The organism is Treponema saccharophilum DSM 2985, assembly GCF_000255555.1.
Classification (GTDB): Bacteria; Spirochaetota; Spirochaetia; order Treponematales; family Treponemataceae; genus Treponema_D; species Treponema_D saccharophilum.
The window spans coordinates 26,294-41,645 of the sequence record NZ_AGRW01000040.1; the positions used below are offsets into that span (position 1 = coordinate 26,294).

Below are 15,352 nucleotides of genomic sequence, written 5' to 3' on the forward strand. Positions count from 1 at the left end.
AGGAGGACACGGAAATGAACGCGAGAAAACCGCTTTTCATGACGGCGCTTGCCGTCCTCATCTCGTCTGCCTCTGCATTCCTCGCGGGATGCGGCGGGCTTTCCGAATCAATCGAAGAGGATTTGTCGTCGTCCTATTCGTTTTTCGACGTCAATCCGGAATCTTCCGGGGAGGCGCAGAGAAAGGACATATCGTACAGAATCGGGACGACGCTCTCATCGGCGGAGCTTCCGTCGACGGCGGACTGCCCGTTCGAGAACATGCGCGCGGGATACAAGATTGACGGCTGGAAATTCGCGGGGGACGAGGCGCAGGTTCCCGACACAATCGCGCTTCTCGAAGACGGGACGGTCAGCTCCGTCACGGTGACGCCGAAACCGGAGCGGTTCTACGTCTCGAACTGGTCGCCGATAACGTATTTCGTCGTTTTCGACGCGAACGGCGGAAGCGGCGAGATGGAACGGCAGTCGCTCGAATACGACACGGAATCACCTCTTGCGGGAAACGCCTTCACGCGGAACGGATACGGATTCAAATCGTGGAACACCGTCGCCGACGGAAGCGGGACATCGTTCGACGACGGCGCGTCCGTGCTCAACATGGCGGAGAGCGACGGCGCGACGATAACCCTCTACGCGATATGGCACAAGACGAAAATCACCATCTCGTTCGACGCGAACGGCGGCGGAGGCACGCTCCCCCCGCTGCAGGACATCACCGTCGGAACGCAGCTTCCCGCGAATCCGCTCACGAAAACCGGGCACACGTTCTCCTTCTGGAGCGCGACGAAAGCGGACGGGACGGCGCTCTCATACTCCGACGGGGAGACGCTCACCGAGGAGAACTGGCCGAACGAGGACATCACGCTCGTCGCGCAGTGGCAACCGAACACGTACATCCTGACGATGGAAAGCAACGACGGGACATCGACGAGCGAGCAGCAGGAATTCACGTTCGGGACGGAACAGCCGCTCGGCGGGTGCACGTTCTCGAAGACGGGATACAGTTTTGCCGGCTGGAACACGCAGGCGGACGGAAGCGGGACATCATACGCGGACGGCGAGTCGATTTCGCTTTCCGAAGACACGACCGTATACGCGCAATGGACGATGCAGACGCTGCGGCTCTCGTTCAATGCGGACGGCGGAAGCGGAACGATGGCGGACCAGACGATTCCGTTCGACTCGCTTCCGTTCACGCTTCCGCAGAACGGATTCTCGAACACGGGATTCAACTTCATGGGCTGGAGCCTCGCGCCGTCTGCGCAATCAGCGCAGTTCCAGGACAGAGACGAGATAACCGAAGCGAACTGGGACGAATTCACGTACGCCGCGGACACGACGAACGTGCTCTACGCCGTCTGGAGCCGAAGAATCCAGTTCTCCATGCAGCCCGACCAGGAGAAAATCTCCGTAACGTACTCGGCGACAGGCGTCACGTTCACCTCGACCGAGGCGCATTCGTCTTACTCGTGGAAAATCAGCGGCGGCTCGATAATCGGAAGCGGCAGCTCGATAACGCTCTTATACGACGATTACGATGACGGGGTGCGAAGGACGCTGACGCTGATAATGGAAGATGACGTCGAGCCGCCAGAGCTGCCGGTAACAGTCAGCTCATTCTCGTTCGTCGTGAACTGATTGAACCTGCCCGGGAAATCCAGTTTCCGGACAGGGGTATTTTCCGCGAAATGCCGAAAAGCGCGCTTTCTTCCGGAAAGAATCAGGCGCGCAATGGACGGCAGACGCAAAAGGAGTTTTTTATGAAAAAAATAGCAGCAGTCGCACGCGCACTGACCATTGCCGTCGTCTCATTGCTCTGGCTCGCAGGCTGCAGGAAAGACGCCGCGCCGCGCCAGCTCCCGCTCATTTTCGCGCACAACCAGAAATCCGTCCTGAACCCCTATTCATACGGAAGCCATGCGTTCAAAGAAAAAATCGGGGAGATTTCCGGCGGGACGATTTCAGTCGAATGCATGAACGGAACGCTCGCAGAGGACGAGGACGAGCTTGTGAAAAAAATGCAGATGGGCGCCGCGTCCATCGTCGTCGTCTCGCCCGGCTTCATGGCGTCGCTCGGCATCCCCGAAGTCGACATGCTCTCGCTCCCTTATCTGTTCGAAAGCGCCGACCACTGGAAAAAGAACGTCGACGGGCAGTTCGGCAAGGAGCTTTCCGAGATTGTGAGGGAACGGAGCGGAAACCATTTCCGCATTCTCGGATACTGGTCGGCATCCGTGAGGAACTATTACGGGAAGAAAGCTGTCCGCGCTCCGGAAGACCTCGCGGGGCTCAGGATACGGACGCAGCCGTCAACGCCGCAGATGCAGTTCTGGAAAGAATGCGGCGCCGAGCCTTCCGTCATCCCGTGGTCGGAGATGGAAAAGTCGCTCGAAAAGGAACTTATCGACGCGGCGGAGAACGACTACACGAACATACTGCTGAACGGCCACCACAAAATGAAGAACGGCACGTTCATCAGCGAGACGAACCACGACTTCACGACGCGGTTCCTTCTGATGGACGGCGCGCTCTACGACTCGCTGAGCGCGCAGCAGAAAGCGTGGATAGACGAGGCGGCACAGTACGCCACGGAGCTTGAGCGCGAGCGCGCGTTCGAGATGGAGTCGATTTCAAAGTGGCAGGTCACGGAGGACGGCGCGACGATAACGGAGCGGAACGAGGTCGACATAGGAAAATTCACGGCGATAGCGGTTCCGATTCAGGACGATTTTGCCGAACGCACCGGAACGGAGCGCCTTTTGCGGATGGTGCGCGGGACGAAATAGCCGCAAATCGAATCGCCCTGCCCGGCATTCCGGCAGACGCAAGACTTTCATCGTCATTCCGGGCAACACTTCAGCCATTCCGCAACTCGTTTCGGAATCCCGCTCAGCATGACAAAACAGGCCTGCTCTGAAACTGCGGTTTCCGAACAGGTCTAATCCAATCAACCGATTTTTCCAGACACCGCTATATTCAGCATGGCGACGTATATCGCTCCAAGCGCCGGTTTTGTCATCCCATCCTCACGCGCACGAACGACTCAGCCTCGCCGAACGTGGGAAGCGCGGGAAGGGCGCCGCGGCGCGTCACGCATATCGACGCGACTGCATTCGCGAACGCAAGGTCAGATTCAAGCTCATCCTTCGTGAACGAAAGCGGCTGCTCCCTCCTCGTCAGCCTGAAAAGGAGACCTCCCGTAAAGCTGTCGCCAGCGCCCGTCGTATCGACGACGGTAACAGACGGCACCCCGAGCGTCCCGGAAATGACAGCCCCGCCATCCGTCCGCGCCGCGTAATGCACACCTTTTGCCCCGAGCGTCACGAGGACGAGCCGCGCCCCTTCCGAGAGAATCGCCTCCGCCCCGTCATCAACGCCAATCTCATTCCCGTAGAGAAGCGAAAGCTCCTCGTCGCTGACCTTCACGATGTCGGCGAACGGGACAAGGCTTTTCATAAGCGGAACGGCATCAGACCTTCCGTGCCAGAGCGACGCGCGGTAATTCGGGTCGTAGGAGATTATGCCGCCGGCTTTCTTTACGAGGGAGACGGCCTCAAGCGTCGCGGATTTCGCAGGCTCGTCGGTAAGGGAAAGCGAGCCGACGTGAAGGATTCGCGCATGGGAAAGCATTTCCCTGTCGAGGTCGTCCGGAGAGAGCTGGGTGTCCGCGCCCGGATTCCTGCAGAAGCTGAAATGGCGCTCCCCGCCCTCGTCGAGGCTCACGAACGCGAGCGTCGTGTGCTGCTTGCCAGTACTCCGCATTCCTTTCGTCTCGACCCCGATTTCCGAAAGCGCCTTCCGCACGTCGTCGCCGAACGAGTCGAACCCCGTCATGCCGATGAACGCGCTCCGTCCGCCAAGCTTCGCCACAGCGCCCGCACAGTTTGCGGGCGCGCCGCCCGGATTCTCCTCGTAGACGTTCTTTCCGCCCGCGTTCTTTCCCGCGAACGTAAAGTCGATGAGAATCTCGCCGAGCGCGACGACATCATATTTTTCCATAAAACAAAAACCTCCCGAACTGATGAAATAGCCCTGTTCCCGCGTTCCATTTTGCGGGAACAGGAACCGTCAAAGCTGCTCCTTCAGGTAGAGAACCTCGTAGGGTGCAAGCGGAACAGCGTCGTAGTTGCTGTACGTTTTTCCCGTGATGAGGTCGGTGCTGCAGCGGGACCACGCGCCGCTTCTGAACGACGCCGCGCTGTCGCTGAAATTCGCGATTACGTGGACAGTCCCGCGCCGGAACGCGAACACGCGGCTGTCCTGAACGTCGTAGAACGCGATGTCGTTTCCCGCAAAAAGCGGCTCGTCCTTCCTGATTCCGACGACTTTTTTCAGGAATTCGAAGACCTCTTCCTGCGATTCGTGCAGGAAATTCCCGCTCCAGTCGGCCGCCGTCCGGTGCACCCAGCGAGAGTCGTCCCGCTTCGATTTTTCGTCGCGGTAGGAATAGTCGTTCATCACCGCGCGCTCGTCCCCCGCATACAGGAGGGGAATTCCCGGAAGCGCCATCTGCACGGCGTACATCATCTTCATCCGCGCCACCGCCATCCTGCGAAGCTCCGGATTTCCCGACTTCTCCGCCTGCTCGAGACCGGAAAGGCTCGCCATCGTCCCGCAGATGCGGCAGTCTCCCGTCGTCGGATTGAGCTGGAACGGCTCCCCGCAAGCGAAACTTCCCGGAAACCGTCCGGTGAAGAATTTGTTGAGGAACTGCCGGTGCGCGAACCCGTCGATGCCGACTTCCCGCGCATCCTCGTCGCTGAACGTCCAGCCAATATCGTCGTGGCACCTGATGTAGTTCACCCACGCGCACGACGACGGAATTTCCCAGCGCCTTTTAAGCGACAGCGCAAGAAGCTCCGTGTTCCGCGTCGCGACCGTCGACCAGAACAGCGCCATCTGCAGCGGGTTGTAGCTCAAATGGCACTCGGACGGGTTTATGTACTTTATCACCTCGTCCGGATGCACGATTGCCTCGCTCTTGAACTGGAGCGACGGGCACGCAATCCGCGCCACGTACTGGAACGCCTGGATGAGCGTATGCGCCTTCGGAAGGCTCTCGCAGACGGTTCCCTTCTCCTTCCAGACGAACGCGAGCGCGTCGAGCCGAAGAACGTCAACGCCGAGGTTCGCGATGAAAAGCATCTCCTCGCACATCGCAAGGAACACTTCGGGATTCGAGTAGTTCAAATCCCACTGGAACGAGTTGAACGTCGTCCAGACCCACTCGTCGTTCTTCTCGATATACGTGAAGGAGCCGCGGCGCACGGTCGGGAAAATCTCGCGGAGCGTCGCGTTCCAGCTGTCCACCTCGGATTTGTCCTTGTAGATGTAGTAGAAATCCCTGAATTTCGGGTCGCCCGCCCGCGCCTTCTTCGCCCAGACGTGCTCGTCGCTCGTGTGGTTGAACACGAAATCGAGGACGAGTCGAATCCCGTTCTTGTGGAATTCGTCCGCGACGAATTTCAGGTCGCCAATCGTCCCGAGCCGCGGCTGGACTTTCCTGTACGAGCTTATCGCGTATCCGCCGTCGTTCTCGCCTTTCGGGCAGTCGAACAGCGGCATCAGGTGGACGTAGTTCACGCCGAGCTCCTTCAGATACGGGATTTTTCCCGCGAGATTTCTCAAGTTTCCCGCGAACAGGTCGACGTAGAGCATTATGCCGACCGTCTTTCCGCTCAGATACCACGGATTATCGTCCGCCGACGCTATAGCCTCCGCGTCGAGCCTTGAAAGATAGCCGCCCGCGTTTCGTTCCGCCGACGCCTTCCTCATCATGCTCTCGAGGCGCGAGACAATTTTGTAGAAATCCCACCGCCCGCCGTAAAGCTCGTAAAGCCGGGAGACGAGGGACGGCATATTCTTTTCAAGAAGTTCCTGATACATCTCTCAACCCTTCACCGAACCCGCGAGAAGACCGCGGACAAAGAATTTCTGGAGGCCGAGGAACACCCCGAGCGGCAGAATCATCGACACGAACGCGCCCGCCGTGAGCAGGTGCCAGTCAGTCCCGCGCGTTCCCGCCATGTTCATCAGCCGCACCGTGACGACCTGAAGCTTCTGCCCCGCGCCGGAAAGGAAGACGAGCGAGACGAGCATGTCGTTCCAGACCCAGATGAACTGGAATATTGCGAAGGACGCGATTGCCGGAGCCGAAAGCGGAAGAATCAGCCTGACGAACGTCGTGAAGTGGCTCGCGCCCTCGATGAACGCCGACTCAAGGATGGAGCGCGGGAGGCTTGAGATGTAGTTGTACATCATGTACGTCGCCAGCGGAAGACCGAAGCCGCAGTGCGCGAGCCATATTCCCAGATACGTCCCGTTCAGACCGACCTTGTTGTAGTCGCGCAGAATCGGGATGAGCGAAATCTGGAGCGGAACGACGAGGAGCATTATTATCGTCGCGAAAAGGACGTTCCTGCCCTTGAAACTGAGCCACGCAAAGCCGTATGCCGCCGCCGACGCGATGAGAATCGGGATGATGACGGACGGAAGCGTGACGGTAATCGACGAGAGGAACGCGCTGAGCATCGTCGCGCCGCGCACGGTCTGTGTTCCCGACGCGCTTCCGACGCTGTACCGCTGCCCGAAGAGAACCTGGTTGTAGTTGTCGAGCGTGAAATTCCCCAGGTCGGAGAACGCCTTCCACCATCCGGTCGAGCTTGCCGCGTCCGCCGTCCTGAACGACGTGACGAATATACCCACCGTCGGAAGCGTCCAGAGTATGCAGAAGAATATCAGTATGAACGTTATGACGTACTTTCCGAACGTGCCTTTTGTCTGGTTCATTTGAACGCCTCCTTGTTGCGGAATTCCTTGAGGTTGTAATAGATGACCGGGCTCACGCCGACGAGTATGAGAATCGCTATCGCCGAGCCGCGCCCGTAATTCTGGAACGTGAACATCTGCTTGTACTGCTGGCTCGCGAGAACCTCCGTCCCGAACATGCCGTTCGTCATCGAGTAGACGATGTCGAAGCATTTGAGCGCGGCAAGAAGTATCGTCGTGCTGACGCTGATAATCGACGCCTTGATGTTGGGGATGACAATCTGCATGAGTATGCGGAATTCGCCCGCGCCGTCAATCCGAGCCGCCTCAATCATCTCCTCGGGAACTGCGTTGAGCGCCGCCGAAAGGACGACGAGCGCGAACCCCGTCTGAAGCCAGACGAAAATCGCGATGAGGAAGAAATTGTTCCACGGAGCCTTCCCGAGCCAGTTCTGCGGCTCAATCCCGAGCGAGACGCCAATCGCGTTCAGAAGTCCAATCTGCTCCGCGCCGCCGAATTTCGCCGCGTACATGAATTTGAATATGACGCCTGCGCCGACGAGGGAAATCGACATCGGAAGGAAAATCAGCGTCTTTGAAAGCTTGTTCACGAAGCTTCTCTCGGCAAGAATTGCGGCCGTAAGACCGATGAGGACGCTGAATCCCGTTCCGCAGACGAGCCAGATGAGCGTGTTCCTGATGGAGACGAGCATCGAGCGGTCGGAGAACAAATACCGGTAGTTCTCGAACCAGACGAAGCGCGTCGACGTTTTGTCCATGAAGCTCAGCAGAAGGGAGCGGAGCGTCGGGAGGAAAAGATACCATCCCATTATGAGCACGGCAGGCCCGATGAATATGTACGGAACAATCTTGTTGTATACCTTCGACGGGAAAATCTGCGCCAGAAGGTTCAGCGAATAGAATATCAGGATTACGGACGACACGCCCCATACAATCGCGACGAGCGTGGTTGCGAGCTGCGGGAGCGCGTTCGTCCTGAGGATTGAGAACCCGAGCCCCACGACGGCGACTGTCGCCGCCACGACAAGGGCAGTTCTCAAAAGCTCCGCGGACGAAAAGCGCTTTCCGAGTTTTCTCGATTCATTCATATGTGTCTCCAAATTGTGATGCCCGAAACAGGCGGCACTTTCCCTTTCGGGAGAAGAGCATTTGACGCTTTTAGGGAACTGCCGCCTGACCGCGCGCCCCACCCAGGCAGCGCGGTTATGACATGCGCATCAGCGCGCCCACGATTCCTCGATGAATTTGAGAGCGGACTCCGCCGTCTCGGCGCCGCTGACGTAGTTGACCATGCCCGTCCAGAACGAGCCGGAACCAACCTCGGTCGGCATCAAATCAGACGCGTCGAAGCGGAAGACCGTCGCGCCGACAAGAACTTTCGCGATGTCGCGCTCAAGCGAATTCCCGTAATCGTCGAAGTTCTGGTTCTTGTGCGGGAAAAGAGCGCCGCCGCTCCGTGCCCACGGCGCGCACGCCTCCCACGTCGTCAGGAATTTCATGAATTCGTCGACGCCGGGCTTGTCCGTGAACGCAACGAACTGGTCGCCGCCGCCGAGGACGGGCGTTCCCCATCTCGGGTCGACGCCGGGAAGCGCGAACACGCCGACGTTCTCCTCAAGGTTCGCCTGAACTTCCTGCTGCATGAACGCCGTGATGAAATTCCCCTGCCTGTTCATCATCGCGCGGGGCGGATTCTCGAAAAGCGGCTTCACGCTGTCGCCGTAGTTCATCGTGACGATGCTCGCAGCACCGCCGTACACGTATTTGTCGTTGAGGAAAATCTCGCCGCAATACGAAAGCGCGTTGACAATCGCCGGGTCGTCGAACGCGATTTCGTGGTTGACCCATTTGTCGTAGATTTCCGGGCCCGCAGTGCGTAGAACCATGTCCTCAAGCCAGTCCGTTCCCGGCCATCCCGTCGCGGCTCCCGACTCGAACCCGACTGACCACGGAATAACGCCGTCCGCGACCATCTGCTCCTCAAGCGCACGGAGCTCGTCCCACGTTTTCGGAACCGAGTACCCGCGCTTTTCCCATTCCTTCTTGTTGTACCAGACGAAGCTCTTCGCGTTGACGCGGTGGAATATGCCGTAGACCTTGCCGTTGTGCGAGCCGAGCTCCTTCCATACGGGCGCGTAGCTCGAGTCGATTGCCGAAACGACGTCCGCGCTCATCGGCCTGATATATCCGGCGTCGGCGAACCGCTTCATCGTGCCCGGCTGCGGAAGAACCGCGATATCAGGCGGCGTGTTCGCCTGCGTCTCGACCTGTATCTGCACCTCAAAGTCCGGGCTTCCCTCATACGTCACGTGATATCCGGTCTTCTCGTTGAAAATCTTCACGATTTCATGGAATCTCGCCTCGTCCTCGCCGCGGAACGCGCCCTCGATGCGGATTGTTCCGTCATCAGCCGGTTTCTGCACGACGGCATCCTTCTTCTTGCATCCGCTCGAAAGCGAGAGAACAGCCACAGCGGCGACAGCCGCACCAATCTTAACAACCCTTTTCATATAGCCTCCTTTTGAAAAGTGGACTTTTTGCAATTTTCCCCGAACCGCGCGGGATTACTTCCCCGTAGACTCCCGCGCGATTATCCCTATCGGAACCTGAACGACGACGCACGGGGAATCCTTCTCCGAGATTCTGTTGAGGACGAGCCTCGCCGCAATCGCGCCGGATTCCTCAAGGCTCTGGCTCACGGAAGTCAGCCCCAGATAGTCGGCAATCTCGATGTTGTCGAACCCGACGACCATCACGTCCTCCGGAATCCTGATTCCCCTAGCCCGCGCGAACCTGATGAACCGTGCCGCGACGACATCGCTCGAGCAGAACACGCCGTCGGGAAGGTCGCCCTGAGAAAGGTACGACGCAATTCCGCTGTCGAGCTGCGAATCCGAGAATTCCCCAATCCAGATTCGGCTCTCGGGAATCACGATTCCCTGGTTCGCGAAGAAGAATTCGAACCCGCGGAAACGCTCCTCCGTCGCGCCGACCGCATAGGACACGCGCGTCGATTCCCCCACGAAACCGGGGCGCCTGCATCCCTTCTGGAACAAGAATTCCGCCGCGCGCTGCCCGCCCTTGAGGTTCTGGACAGCGACGCAATCGAATCCATCGAGCTCCGTCTCGACGAAGCAGACCGGAAAATCCGCCTCGCGGAGCATACCGATTACCTCCTCGCCCGGACGGACGCAGAGGAAAATCAGCCCGTCAACGCGCCGCGTGTTCACCAGCATCGAGACGTAGCTCGCCAAATCCTCAGCCGTATCGATTGAGTAGACGACAAGCTCGTAGTGCTGCGAGCCGAGCACCGTCGCGATTCCGCGGAGCCGCTCCATAAAAGACGACTGCGTGAAGAACGGCGCGACAACACCGATTTTTCTGTACGACTTTCGCGCCTTTGCAACTGCATCAGCCTTCGGCACGAAACCAAGCGTCCTTATCGCATCGAGGACGCGCTCGCGACGCTCCTTCGCCACGCGGTTCGGCTCGTTGAGAACACGCGAGACAGTCGCCGAGCTGACCCCGGCAAGACGGGCAACGTCGTATATTGTGCTTGTTTTTGAAACTGCTTTCATGTAACTGATTTCAGTATACGGCAAAAAAAAACGATGTCAACAAAAAAAATCGTTTTTTTTTATTTTTTTTGATTCGATGCAGCGGACACGCAGAAAAACGAATCCGCCGCAACAACGCCACAACAGGACGCGGGCGCATTTTATGGCGGGAAAATCAGTGGGTGAGAATACGGTAGAGGAGATTGTAGAGCGTCGCGGCTTCCTCCTCGGAAAGCTTCAGGCATCCGCCCATCTTTTCCGGGACATCGACGGCGCGGTTCCGCAGCTCCTCGCCTTCCCCGGTTATGCATATGCGCACAATCCGCTCGTCCGACGGGTCACGAGCCCGCGTGAGGAGGCGTTTTTTCTCCATCGATTTGAGAAGCGGGGAGAGAGTTCCTGTATCGAGGAAAAGTTTCTTTCCGAGGTCGCCGACGGTCACGCTTTTTTCCTCCCAGAGAACCATCATCACGATGTACTGCGTGTACGTCAAATCGAGCTGCTTGAGAAGCGGCGTATATTTCCGGAGAATTTCCCGGGAAGCGGCATACATCGGGAAGCAGAGCTGGTTCTTCAGCTTGAGCTTCTCGAATCTATCTTCGGAACACTTTATCTCGTCCGTACAGTTCATCAAAACCTCCATATGGAAAAGCTGCGCGTGAATTCAACAGGCGCATGGCGAAAAATTCAGAATAAATTCACACGAGAGCGGACAAATGTCAATCGCTCATATCGGCATCGAGGTGGATGCTGACTTCGTATCCGGGGAAAAGGTTCCGGATTTGCCGGCAGAACCGCTCGTATGCGTCGCGCCTCCCGTCCGTCCCGAACGCGACAACGACGTCGAAGGAGATGCGCCTGTTCTGAACGTCCGCGAAAAATCCGTGCGTCTGGAGGATTTCCGGGTATGTCTCGGCGGCCTTCTCCACCGCGGCGCGAATTGCCGACGAAGACGAATTCCCGGAGTTGACGGAATAAATGCCGACGCCGCCGAGCACGACGCTGTGTTTCCTGAAAACCTCGTCCTGTATTCTCCTCGTCACGATGTCGATTTTCTCCGCCGTCCAGTCTGAAGGCACCTCGATGTGGACGGAACCGAGGAAGCGGTCCGGGCCGTAGTTGTTCAGCACGAGATCGTACGCGCCCAAAATATCGCCGTCGACGCCGCACACCGTCTCCTTGATTCCCCGCGAAAGCTCCGGGTCGATTCTCTCGCCCAGAATCTGGCTGACCGTCTCCGCGACAAGCGCCAACCCGCTTTTGATTATCAGCGCGGAAATCACGAGGGCAAGCCACGCCTCAAGCCGGAAGCCCGTGCATTTGAACACGAGAGCCGCCGCCACCGTAGACGCCGAGACGACCGAGTCCATAAGCGCGTCCTGCCCCGACGCGACGAGCGAATTCGACCGGACGGATTTTCCCACCGACTTGAAGTAAAGCCCGAGCGCGATTTTCACGGCAACGGCGACCGCGATGAACGAGATTCCGGCGGCACTGTAGGACGGTTCCGTAGGATTGATTATCTTTTTCACCGACTCAACCGCGGACGTCATGCCAGCATACAGGACGATGACCGCGATTATGAGCGCGGACAAGTACTCGGTGCGCCCGTGCCCGAACGGATGCTTTTTCGTCGCAGGCTTGAGCGCGAGCTTCGTCCCGACAATCGTTATGACGGACGACAGCGCGTCGCTGACATTGTTCAGCGAGTCGAGCACGACCGCGATGGAATTCGACATAAGCCCGACAGCAGCCTTGACCGCGGCAAGAGCCACGTTCACGAGTATTCCGACGATGCTTGTCCGGACAATAGTGCTTTCCCTTTTCCCGTTTTTCGGCATGAAAACCTCCCGAAGCGAACCGACATTCCCTAAATCCGCGATGGTACAAAAAGTATGCCAATACGTTGACAGAGCGCGGTCGAAGCCTGCTCAATGGCCGATTTTCGTTTCAGCATACTTTTCGCAGCATCGCATAAAAATTTGCAGCCGACACTTCTATTTTGAGAGCGAGCGCACGTATTCCACCGCGGAAAGTCCCGCGACGCCGCCTTCGTAGACCGCCTTGCATACCTGAAGAAGCCCGCCGTTCACGTTGCCGCACGAGAAGATTCCGCGCGCCGACGTCGCCATCTTCTGGTCGACCTTTATCGAGTCCCCGTCAAGCGCAAGCCCCAGCTTCTTCGCGAAATCAGCGCCGCCCGCCGAGCCGAGCGCGACAAAAACGCCGTCGGCAGGAATCGAGCCGCCGTCAGCAAAAACGACCGAGCCGACGCTCGACCCGCCCGTTATCTCGGCAATCTTTCTTCCGTCAACGGTGATTTTTCCTGCGAGCGCGGGCCCAGCACCATCGACAAGCGCGGAAATCTCCGCCGTGTCCTTCCCGTCCGTCAGAACGACGACAGACGACGCGATGGGCGCAAGATGCGACGCCTCCTGGAACGCATAAAGCTTGTCCCCGACGACGACGACGCGTTTTCCCCTGTAGAAGAAACCGTCGCAAACGGCGCAATAGCTTATACCTTTCCCCTCAAATTCCTTTATTCCCTTTACGGCGGGGCGCAGCTTCTTGTTCCCGGTCGCTATCACGACGGATTTTCCGGAAAAAGCCTTCCCGGGTGTCTCGACCGAATAGGACTGCTCCGTCTCGAACTGAATGCCGGTGACTTCGGATTCGACGACCTCGATTCCGAGCTTCTTCGCCTGCTCGATTCCCGCGGCATACAGCTCCGCGCCGGTTATCCCGTCGACGAAACCGTAGTAGTTGTCTATTTTGTGCGCCTTCCCGAGCTGGGATTCGCCGTGATAGAGGACGAGGACGCTGAGATTGGCACGCTTCGCATACAAAGCCGCCGAGATTCCCGCAGGACCAGCCCCTATGATTATCGCATCGTACATAAAAAATCTCCTCTCTTTATCAGGAACGAAATCGCGGCGGCAGCATACCGGCAAGGCAGGCATGCTGCCGCGTCCTTTCCCATTCTACAGCAAAGCGCCGATTTTCTCGTCGATTTTTGACGGCTCCACGGTCGATTCGAAGCGCTCGACGACATTTCCGTCGCGGTCGACGAGGAATTTCGTGAAGTTCCATTTTATGTTCGCGTTGTTCTTGTAATCCGGGTCGATTTTCCCGACGACGGCGCTCATCAGCGCGCCCTTTATGCCGGTGAAACCGGCGAACCCTTTCTGGGACTTGAGGAACGTGTAGAGCGGAATCTCGTTCTTGCCGTTCACCTCGATTTTCTTGAAATTGTCGAAGCTCGTCTTGTATCTCATCTGGCAGAATTCGTGAATCTCGTCATCGTCGCCCGGAGCCTGATGACCGAACTGGTCGCAGGGGAAATCGAGAATCTCAAGCCCGCGCTCATGATACTTCTGCCAAAGCTCCTCAAGCCCCTTGTACTGCGGGGTGAAGCCGCATCCCGTGGCGGTGTTCACGATAAGGAGAACCTTCCCCTTGAAATTCGCCATCGGAACATCGTCCCCCGCCCTGTTCTTGACTGTGTAATCGTAGATTGCCATATCTTGCCTCCGTCTTGATTTATATTTGACTTGATTATATTTGATACAACATAATTTTGTCAATAAAAAAATATCGAAAAAAAATAAAAAAAAGCGACATTTCTCTAAAGACTAATTTATAGAAAAAAATCGTTGACTTTTTGGTTTTCTGTTTTACACTGTCCCTTGTCCGAAAAACCGGATTTAGTTCTTAATGAACGTCTTTTCATAAATAAAGGAGGTTTTTTTATGAAAAAGTTGGCAGGCTCATTGATTGCCGTTGCTGTGGCGGCTGGAGCTCTCACAGGGTGCAACGAGAAGAATTCAGCACCGAAGGTCCTCAACAAGGACAAACCGTTGGTATTCTTCAACAGGCAGCCTTCAGACCCGCAGACAGGCGCAATCGACATGGCTTCAATGAACTGGAACGACAATACATATTATGTCGGTTTCGATGCGGCCGGCGGCGGTGCTGTCCAGGGAAAACTCATCGCGGACTTCCTCGCGAAATCCGATCCGGCTGTCGTTGACCGCAACGGCGACGGAACAATCGGCTACGTTCTCTGCATCGGCGATGTCGGACACAACGACTCGAAGGCGAGAACGGAAGGAATCAGGCGCGCGCTCGGAACATGGGCAGGCTCTCCTGACCCGGTAAAAATTCAGGAAGGAAAAGTCAACGTCGGCGGAACTGAGATGAAGGTCGTCGAGCTTGAAGGAAAAGCGATGACCGGAACCGACGGTTCTACATGGAACGCGAACGCCGCTACCGAGGCTATGGGCGGTTGGGCGACAAAGTTCGGCGATGCAATCGACCTCGTAATCTCAAACAACGACGGAATGGCCATGGGATGCCTTCAGGCTTCAAACTTCCCTGCCGGCGTTCCGATTTTCGGATACGATGCGAATGCCGACGCTATCGAGGCAATCGGTGCTGGTAAGCTCACTGGAACCGTTTCCCAGAACGTCGACGCGCAGGCTACGGCTACGCTCCAGGTTTTGAGGAACCTTCTTGACGGTCTCACAGGAGACGATGTCGTCACGAGCGGAATCACGAAGAACGACAAGTACGGAAACAAGATTTCCGCTGCCGTCGACTACATTCCCTCGACAAAGGCGCTCCTCGCCCAGAACACGGGCGTCAACAAGGACAACTGGCAGCTCTACAAGGCTGGTATGCGCGACGAGCAGATTCGCCAGAGCAACGCCCCCGAGAAGAAAGTTCTCCTCACAATTTACAACTCTGCGGACAACTTCCTCTCATCTTCATACCTTCCTGCTCTCAACTACTATGCGCCGCTCCTCGGACTTAAGCTGACGGTCGTTCAGGGTGACGGTCAGAACGAGTCTAGCTGCCTTGACAAGTTCACGAACTTCGGAAACTACGATGCGTTCGCAATCAACATGGTCAAGACGAACTCAGGACGCGACTACACGGACAAGCTCAAGTACTAGTTTCCGCCAATAAGGAAACGGGAGACCATGCCCGAGAAATACGGGCGTG

At 57.3% G+C, this 15,352-nt stretch carries 13 protein-coding genes; 3 read left to right on the forward strand and 10 right to left on the reverse strand.

Annotated features, from left to right (window positions below):
• The first annotated feature begins 14 nt into the window (after window positions 1-14).
• Window positions 15-1,640 (forward strand): InlB B-repeat-containing protein, encoded by a 1,626-nt coding sequence (locus TRESADRAFT_RS04200; RefSeq protein WP_002703166.1) that lies wholly within the window; start codon window positions 15-17, stop codon window positions 1,638-1,640.
• Window positions 1,641-1,762: 122 nt separating this feature from the next.
• The gene (locus TRESADRAFT_RS04205) at window positions 1,763-2,788 is read left to right on the forward strand and encodes a TRAP transporter substrate-binding protein (RefSeq protein ID WP_002703168.1); all 1,026 of its coding nucleotides are present in this window, start codon (window positions 1,763-1,765) and stop codon (window positions 2,786-2,788) included.
• A gap of 229 nt (window positions 2,789-3,017) precedes the next feature.
• Here the strand turns inward: TRESADRAFT_RS04205 and TRESADRAFT_RS04210 are convergent, their stop codons facing one another.
• The 10 genes from TRESADRAFT_RS04210 to TRESADRAFT_RS04255 all read right to left on the reverse strand — a co-directional run bounded on the left by TRESADRAFT_RS04210 (window position 3,018) and on the right by TRESADRAFT_RS04255 (window position 13,869).
• Window positions 3,018-4,001 carry a carbohydrate kinase family protein gene (locus TRESADRAFT_RS04210; RefSeq protein WP_002703169.1) on the reverse strand — a complete coding sequence of 328 codons (984 nt, stop codon included), beginning with the start codon at window positions 3,999-4,001 and terminating at the stop codon, window positions 3,018-3,020.
• 69 nt (window positions 4,002-4,070) lie between these two features.
• Window positions 4,071-5,888 (reverse strand): alpha-amylase family protein, encoded by a 1,818-nt coding sequence (locus TRESADRAFT_RS04215; RefSeq protein ID WP_002703171.1) that lies wholly within the window; start codon window positions 5,886-5,888, stop codon window positions 4,071-4,073.
• Window positions 5,889-5,891: 3 nt separating this feature from the next.
• Window positions 5,892-6,791 (reverse strand): carbohydrate ABC transporter permease, encoded by a 900-nt coding sequence (locus TRESADRAFT_RS04220; RefSeq protein ID WP_002703176.1) that lies wholly within the window; start codon window positions 6,789-6,791, stop codon window positions 5,892-5,894.
• The gene (locus tag TRESADRAFT_RS04225; protein WP_002703178.1) at window positions 6,788-7,879 is read right to left on the reverse strand and encodes a carbohydrate ABC transporter permease; all 1,092 of its coding nucleotides are present in this window, start codon (window positions 7,877-7,879) and stop codon (window positions 6,788-6,790) included. The genes TRESADRAFT_RS04220 and TRESADRAFT_RS04225 overlap by 4 nt, the downstream gene beginning before the upstream one ends.
• A 129-nt stretch (window positions 7,880-8,008) precedes the next feature.
• Window positions 8,009-9,301 carry an ABC transporter substrate-binding protein gene (locus tag TRESADRAFT_RS04230; RefSeq protein WP_002703180.1) on the reverse strand — a complete coding sequence of 431 codons (1,293 nt, stop codon included), beginning with the start codon at window positions 9,299-9,301 and terminating at the stop codon, window positions 8,009-8,011.
• A gap of 54 nt (window positions 9,302-9,355) precedes the next feature.
• Window positions 9,356-10,369, reverse strand: a complete 1,014-nt coding sequence (locus TRESADRAFT_RS04235) for a LacI family DNA-binding transcriptional regulator (protein ID WP_002703182.1) — start codon at window positions 10,367-10,369, stop codon at window positions 9,356-9,358.
• 154 nt (window positions 10,370-10,523) lie between these two features.
• Window positions 10,524-10,979: a MarR family winged helix-turn-helix transcriptional regulator gene (locus TRESADRAFT_RS04240; RefSeq protein WP_002703185.1), complete on the reverse strand. Its 456-nt coding sequence runs from the start codon at window positions 10,977-10,979 to the stop codon at window positions 10,524-10,526.
• An 88-nt stretch (window positions 10,980-11,067) separates the two neighbouring features.
• Complete coding sequence (locus TRESADRAFT_RS04245) at window positions 11,068-12,189, reverse strand: cation diffusion facilitator family transporter (RefSeq protein ID WP_002703186.1); 1,122 nt, start codon at window positions 12,187-12,189, stop codon at window positions 11,068-11,070.
• Between the two features lie 156 nt (window positions 12,190-12,345).
• A complete protein-coding gene (locus TRESADRAFT_RS04250; protein ID WP_002703188.1) occupies window positions 12,346-13,245 on the reverse strand; it encodes an NAD(P)/FAD-dependent oxidoreductase in 900 nt (299 codons plus the stop codon).
• An 84-nt stretch (window positions 13,246-13,329) separates the two neighbouring features.
• Window positions 13,330-13,869, reverse strand: a complete 540-nt coding sequence (locus TRESADRAFT_RS04255; protein WP_002703190.1) for a glutathione peroxidase — start codon at window positions 13,867-13,869, stop codon at window positions 13,330-13,332.
• A 228-nt stretch (window positions 13,870-14,097) separates the two neighbouring features.
• Here TRESADRAFT_RS04255 and TRESADRAFT_RS04260 point away from each other — a divergent pair, with 228 nt between their 5' ends.
• On the forward strand, window positions 14,098-15,303 hold the full coding sequence (locus TRESADRAFT_RS04260) for a substrate-binding domain-containing protein (protein ID WP_002703191.1): 1,206 nt from the start codon (window positions 14,098-14,100) through the stop codon (window positions 15,301-15,303).
• Window positions 15,304-15,352: the final 49 nt, after the last annotated feature.

Excerpts from the sequence above, each read along its gene's own strand:
- TRESADRAFT_RS04235 (WP_002703182.1), bottom strand. The coding sequence starts at position 10,369 with ATGAAAGCAGTTTCAAAAACAAGCACAATATACGACGTTGCCCGTCTT.
- TRESADRAFT_RS04250 (WP_002703188.1), bottom strand. The coding sequence starts at position 13,245 with ATGTACGATGCGATAATCATAGGGGCTGGTCCTGCGGGAATCTCGGCG.
- TRESADRAFT_RS04255 (WP_002703190.1), bottom strand. The coding sequence starts at position 13,869 with ATGGCAATCTACGATTACACAGTCAAGAACAGGGCGGGGGACGATGTT.
- TRESADRAFT_RS04215 (WP_002703171.1), bottom strand. The coding sequence starts at position 5,888 with ATGTATCAGGAACTTCTTGAAAAGAATATGCCGTCCCTCGTCTCCCGG.
- TRESADRAFT_RS04225 (WP_002703178.1), bottom strand. The coding sequence starts at position 7,879 with ATGAATGAATCGAGAAAACTCGGAAAGCGCTTTTCGTCCGCGGAGCTT.
- TRESADRAFT_RS04245 (WP_002703186.1), bottom strand. The coding sequence starts at position 12,189 with ATGCCGAAAAACGGGAAAAGGGAAAGCACTATTGTCCGGACAAGCATC.
- TRESADRAFT_RS04220 (WP_002703176.1), bottom strand. The coding sequence starts at position 6,791 with ATGAACCAGACAAAAGGCACGTTCGGAAAGTACGTCATAACGTTCATA.
- TRESADRAFT_RS04200 (WP_002703166.1), top strand. The coding sequence starts at position 15 with ATGAACGCGAGAAAACCGCTTTTCATGACGGCGCTTGCCGTCCTCATC.
- TRESADRAFT_RS04240 (WP_002703185.1), bottom strand. The coding sequence starts at position 10,979 with ATGAACTGTACGGACGAGATAAAGTGTTCCGAAGATAGATTCGAGAAG.
- TRESADRAFT_RS04210 (WP_002703169.1), bottom strand. The coding sequence starts at position 4,001 with ATGGAAAAATATGATGTCGTCGCGCTCGGCGAGATTCTCATCGACTTT.
- TRESADRAFT_RS04230 (WP_002703180.1), bottom strand. The coding sequence starts at position 9,301 with ATGAAAAGGGTTGTTAAGATTGGTGCGGCTGTCGCCGCTGTGGCTGTT.
- TRESADRAFT_RS04205 (WP_002703168.1), top strand. The coding sequence starts at position 1,763 with ATGAAAAAAATAGCAGCAGTCGCACGCGCACTGACCATTGCCGTCGTC.
- TRESADRAFT_RS04260 (WP_002703191.1), top strand. The coding sequence starts at position 14,098 with ATGAAAAAGTTGGCAGGCTCATTGATTGCCGTTGCTGTGGCGGCTGGA.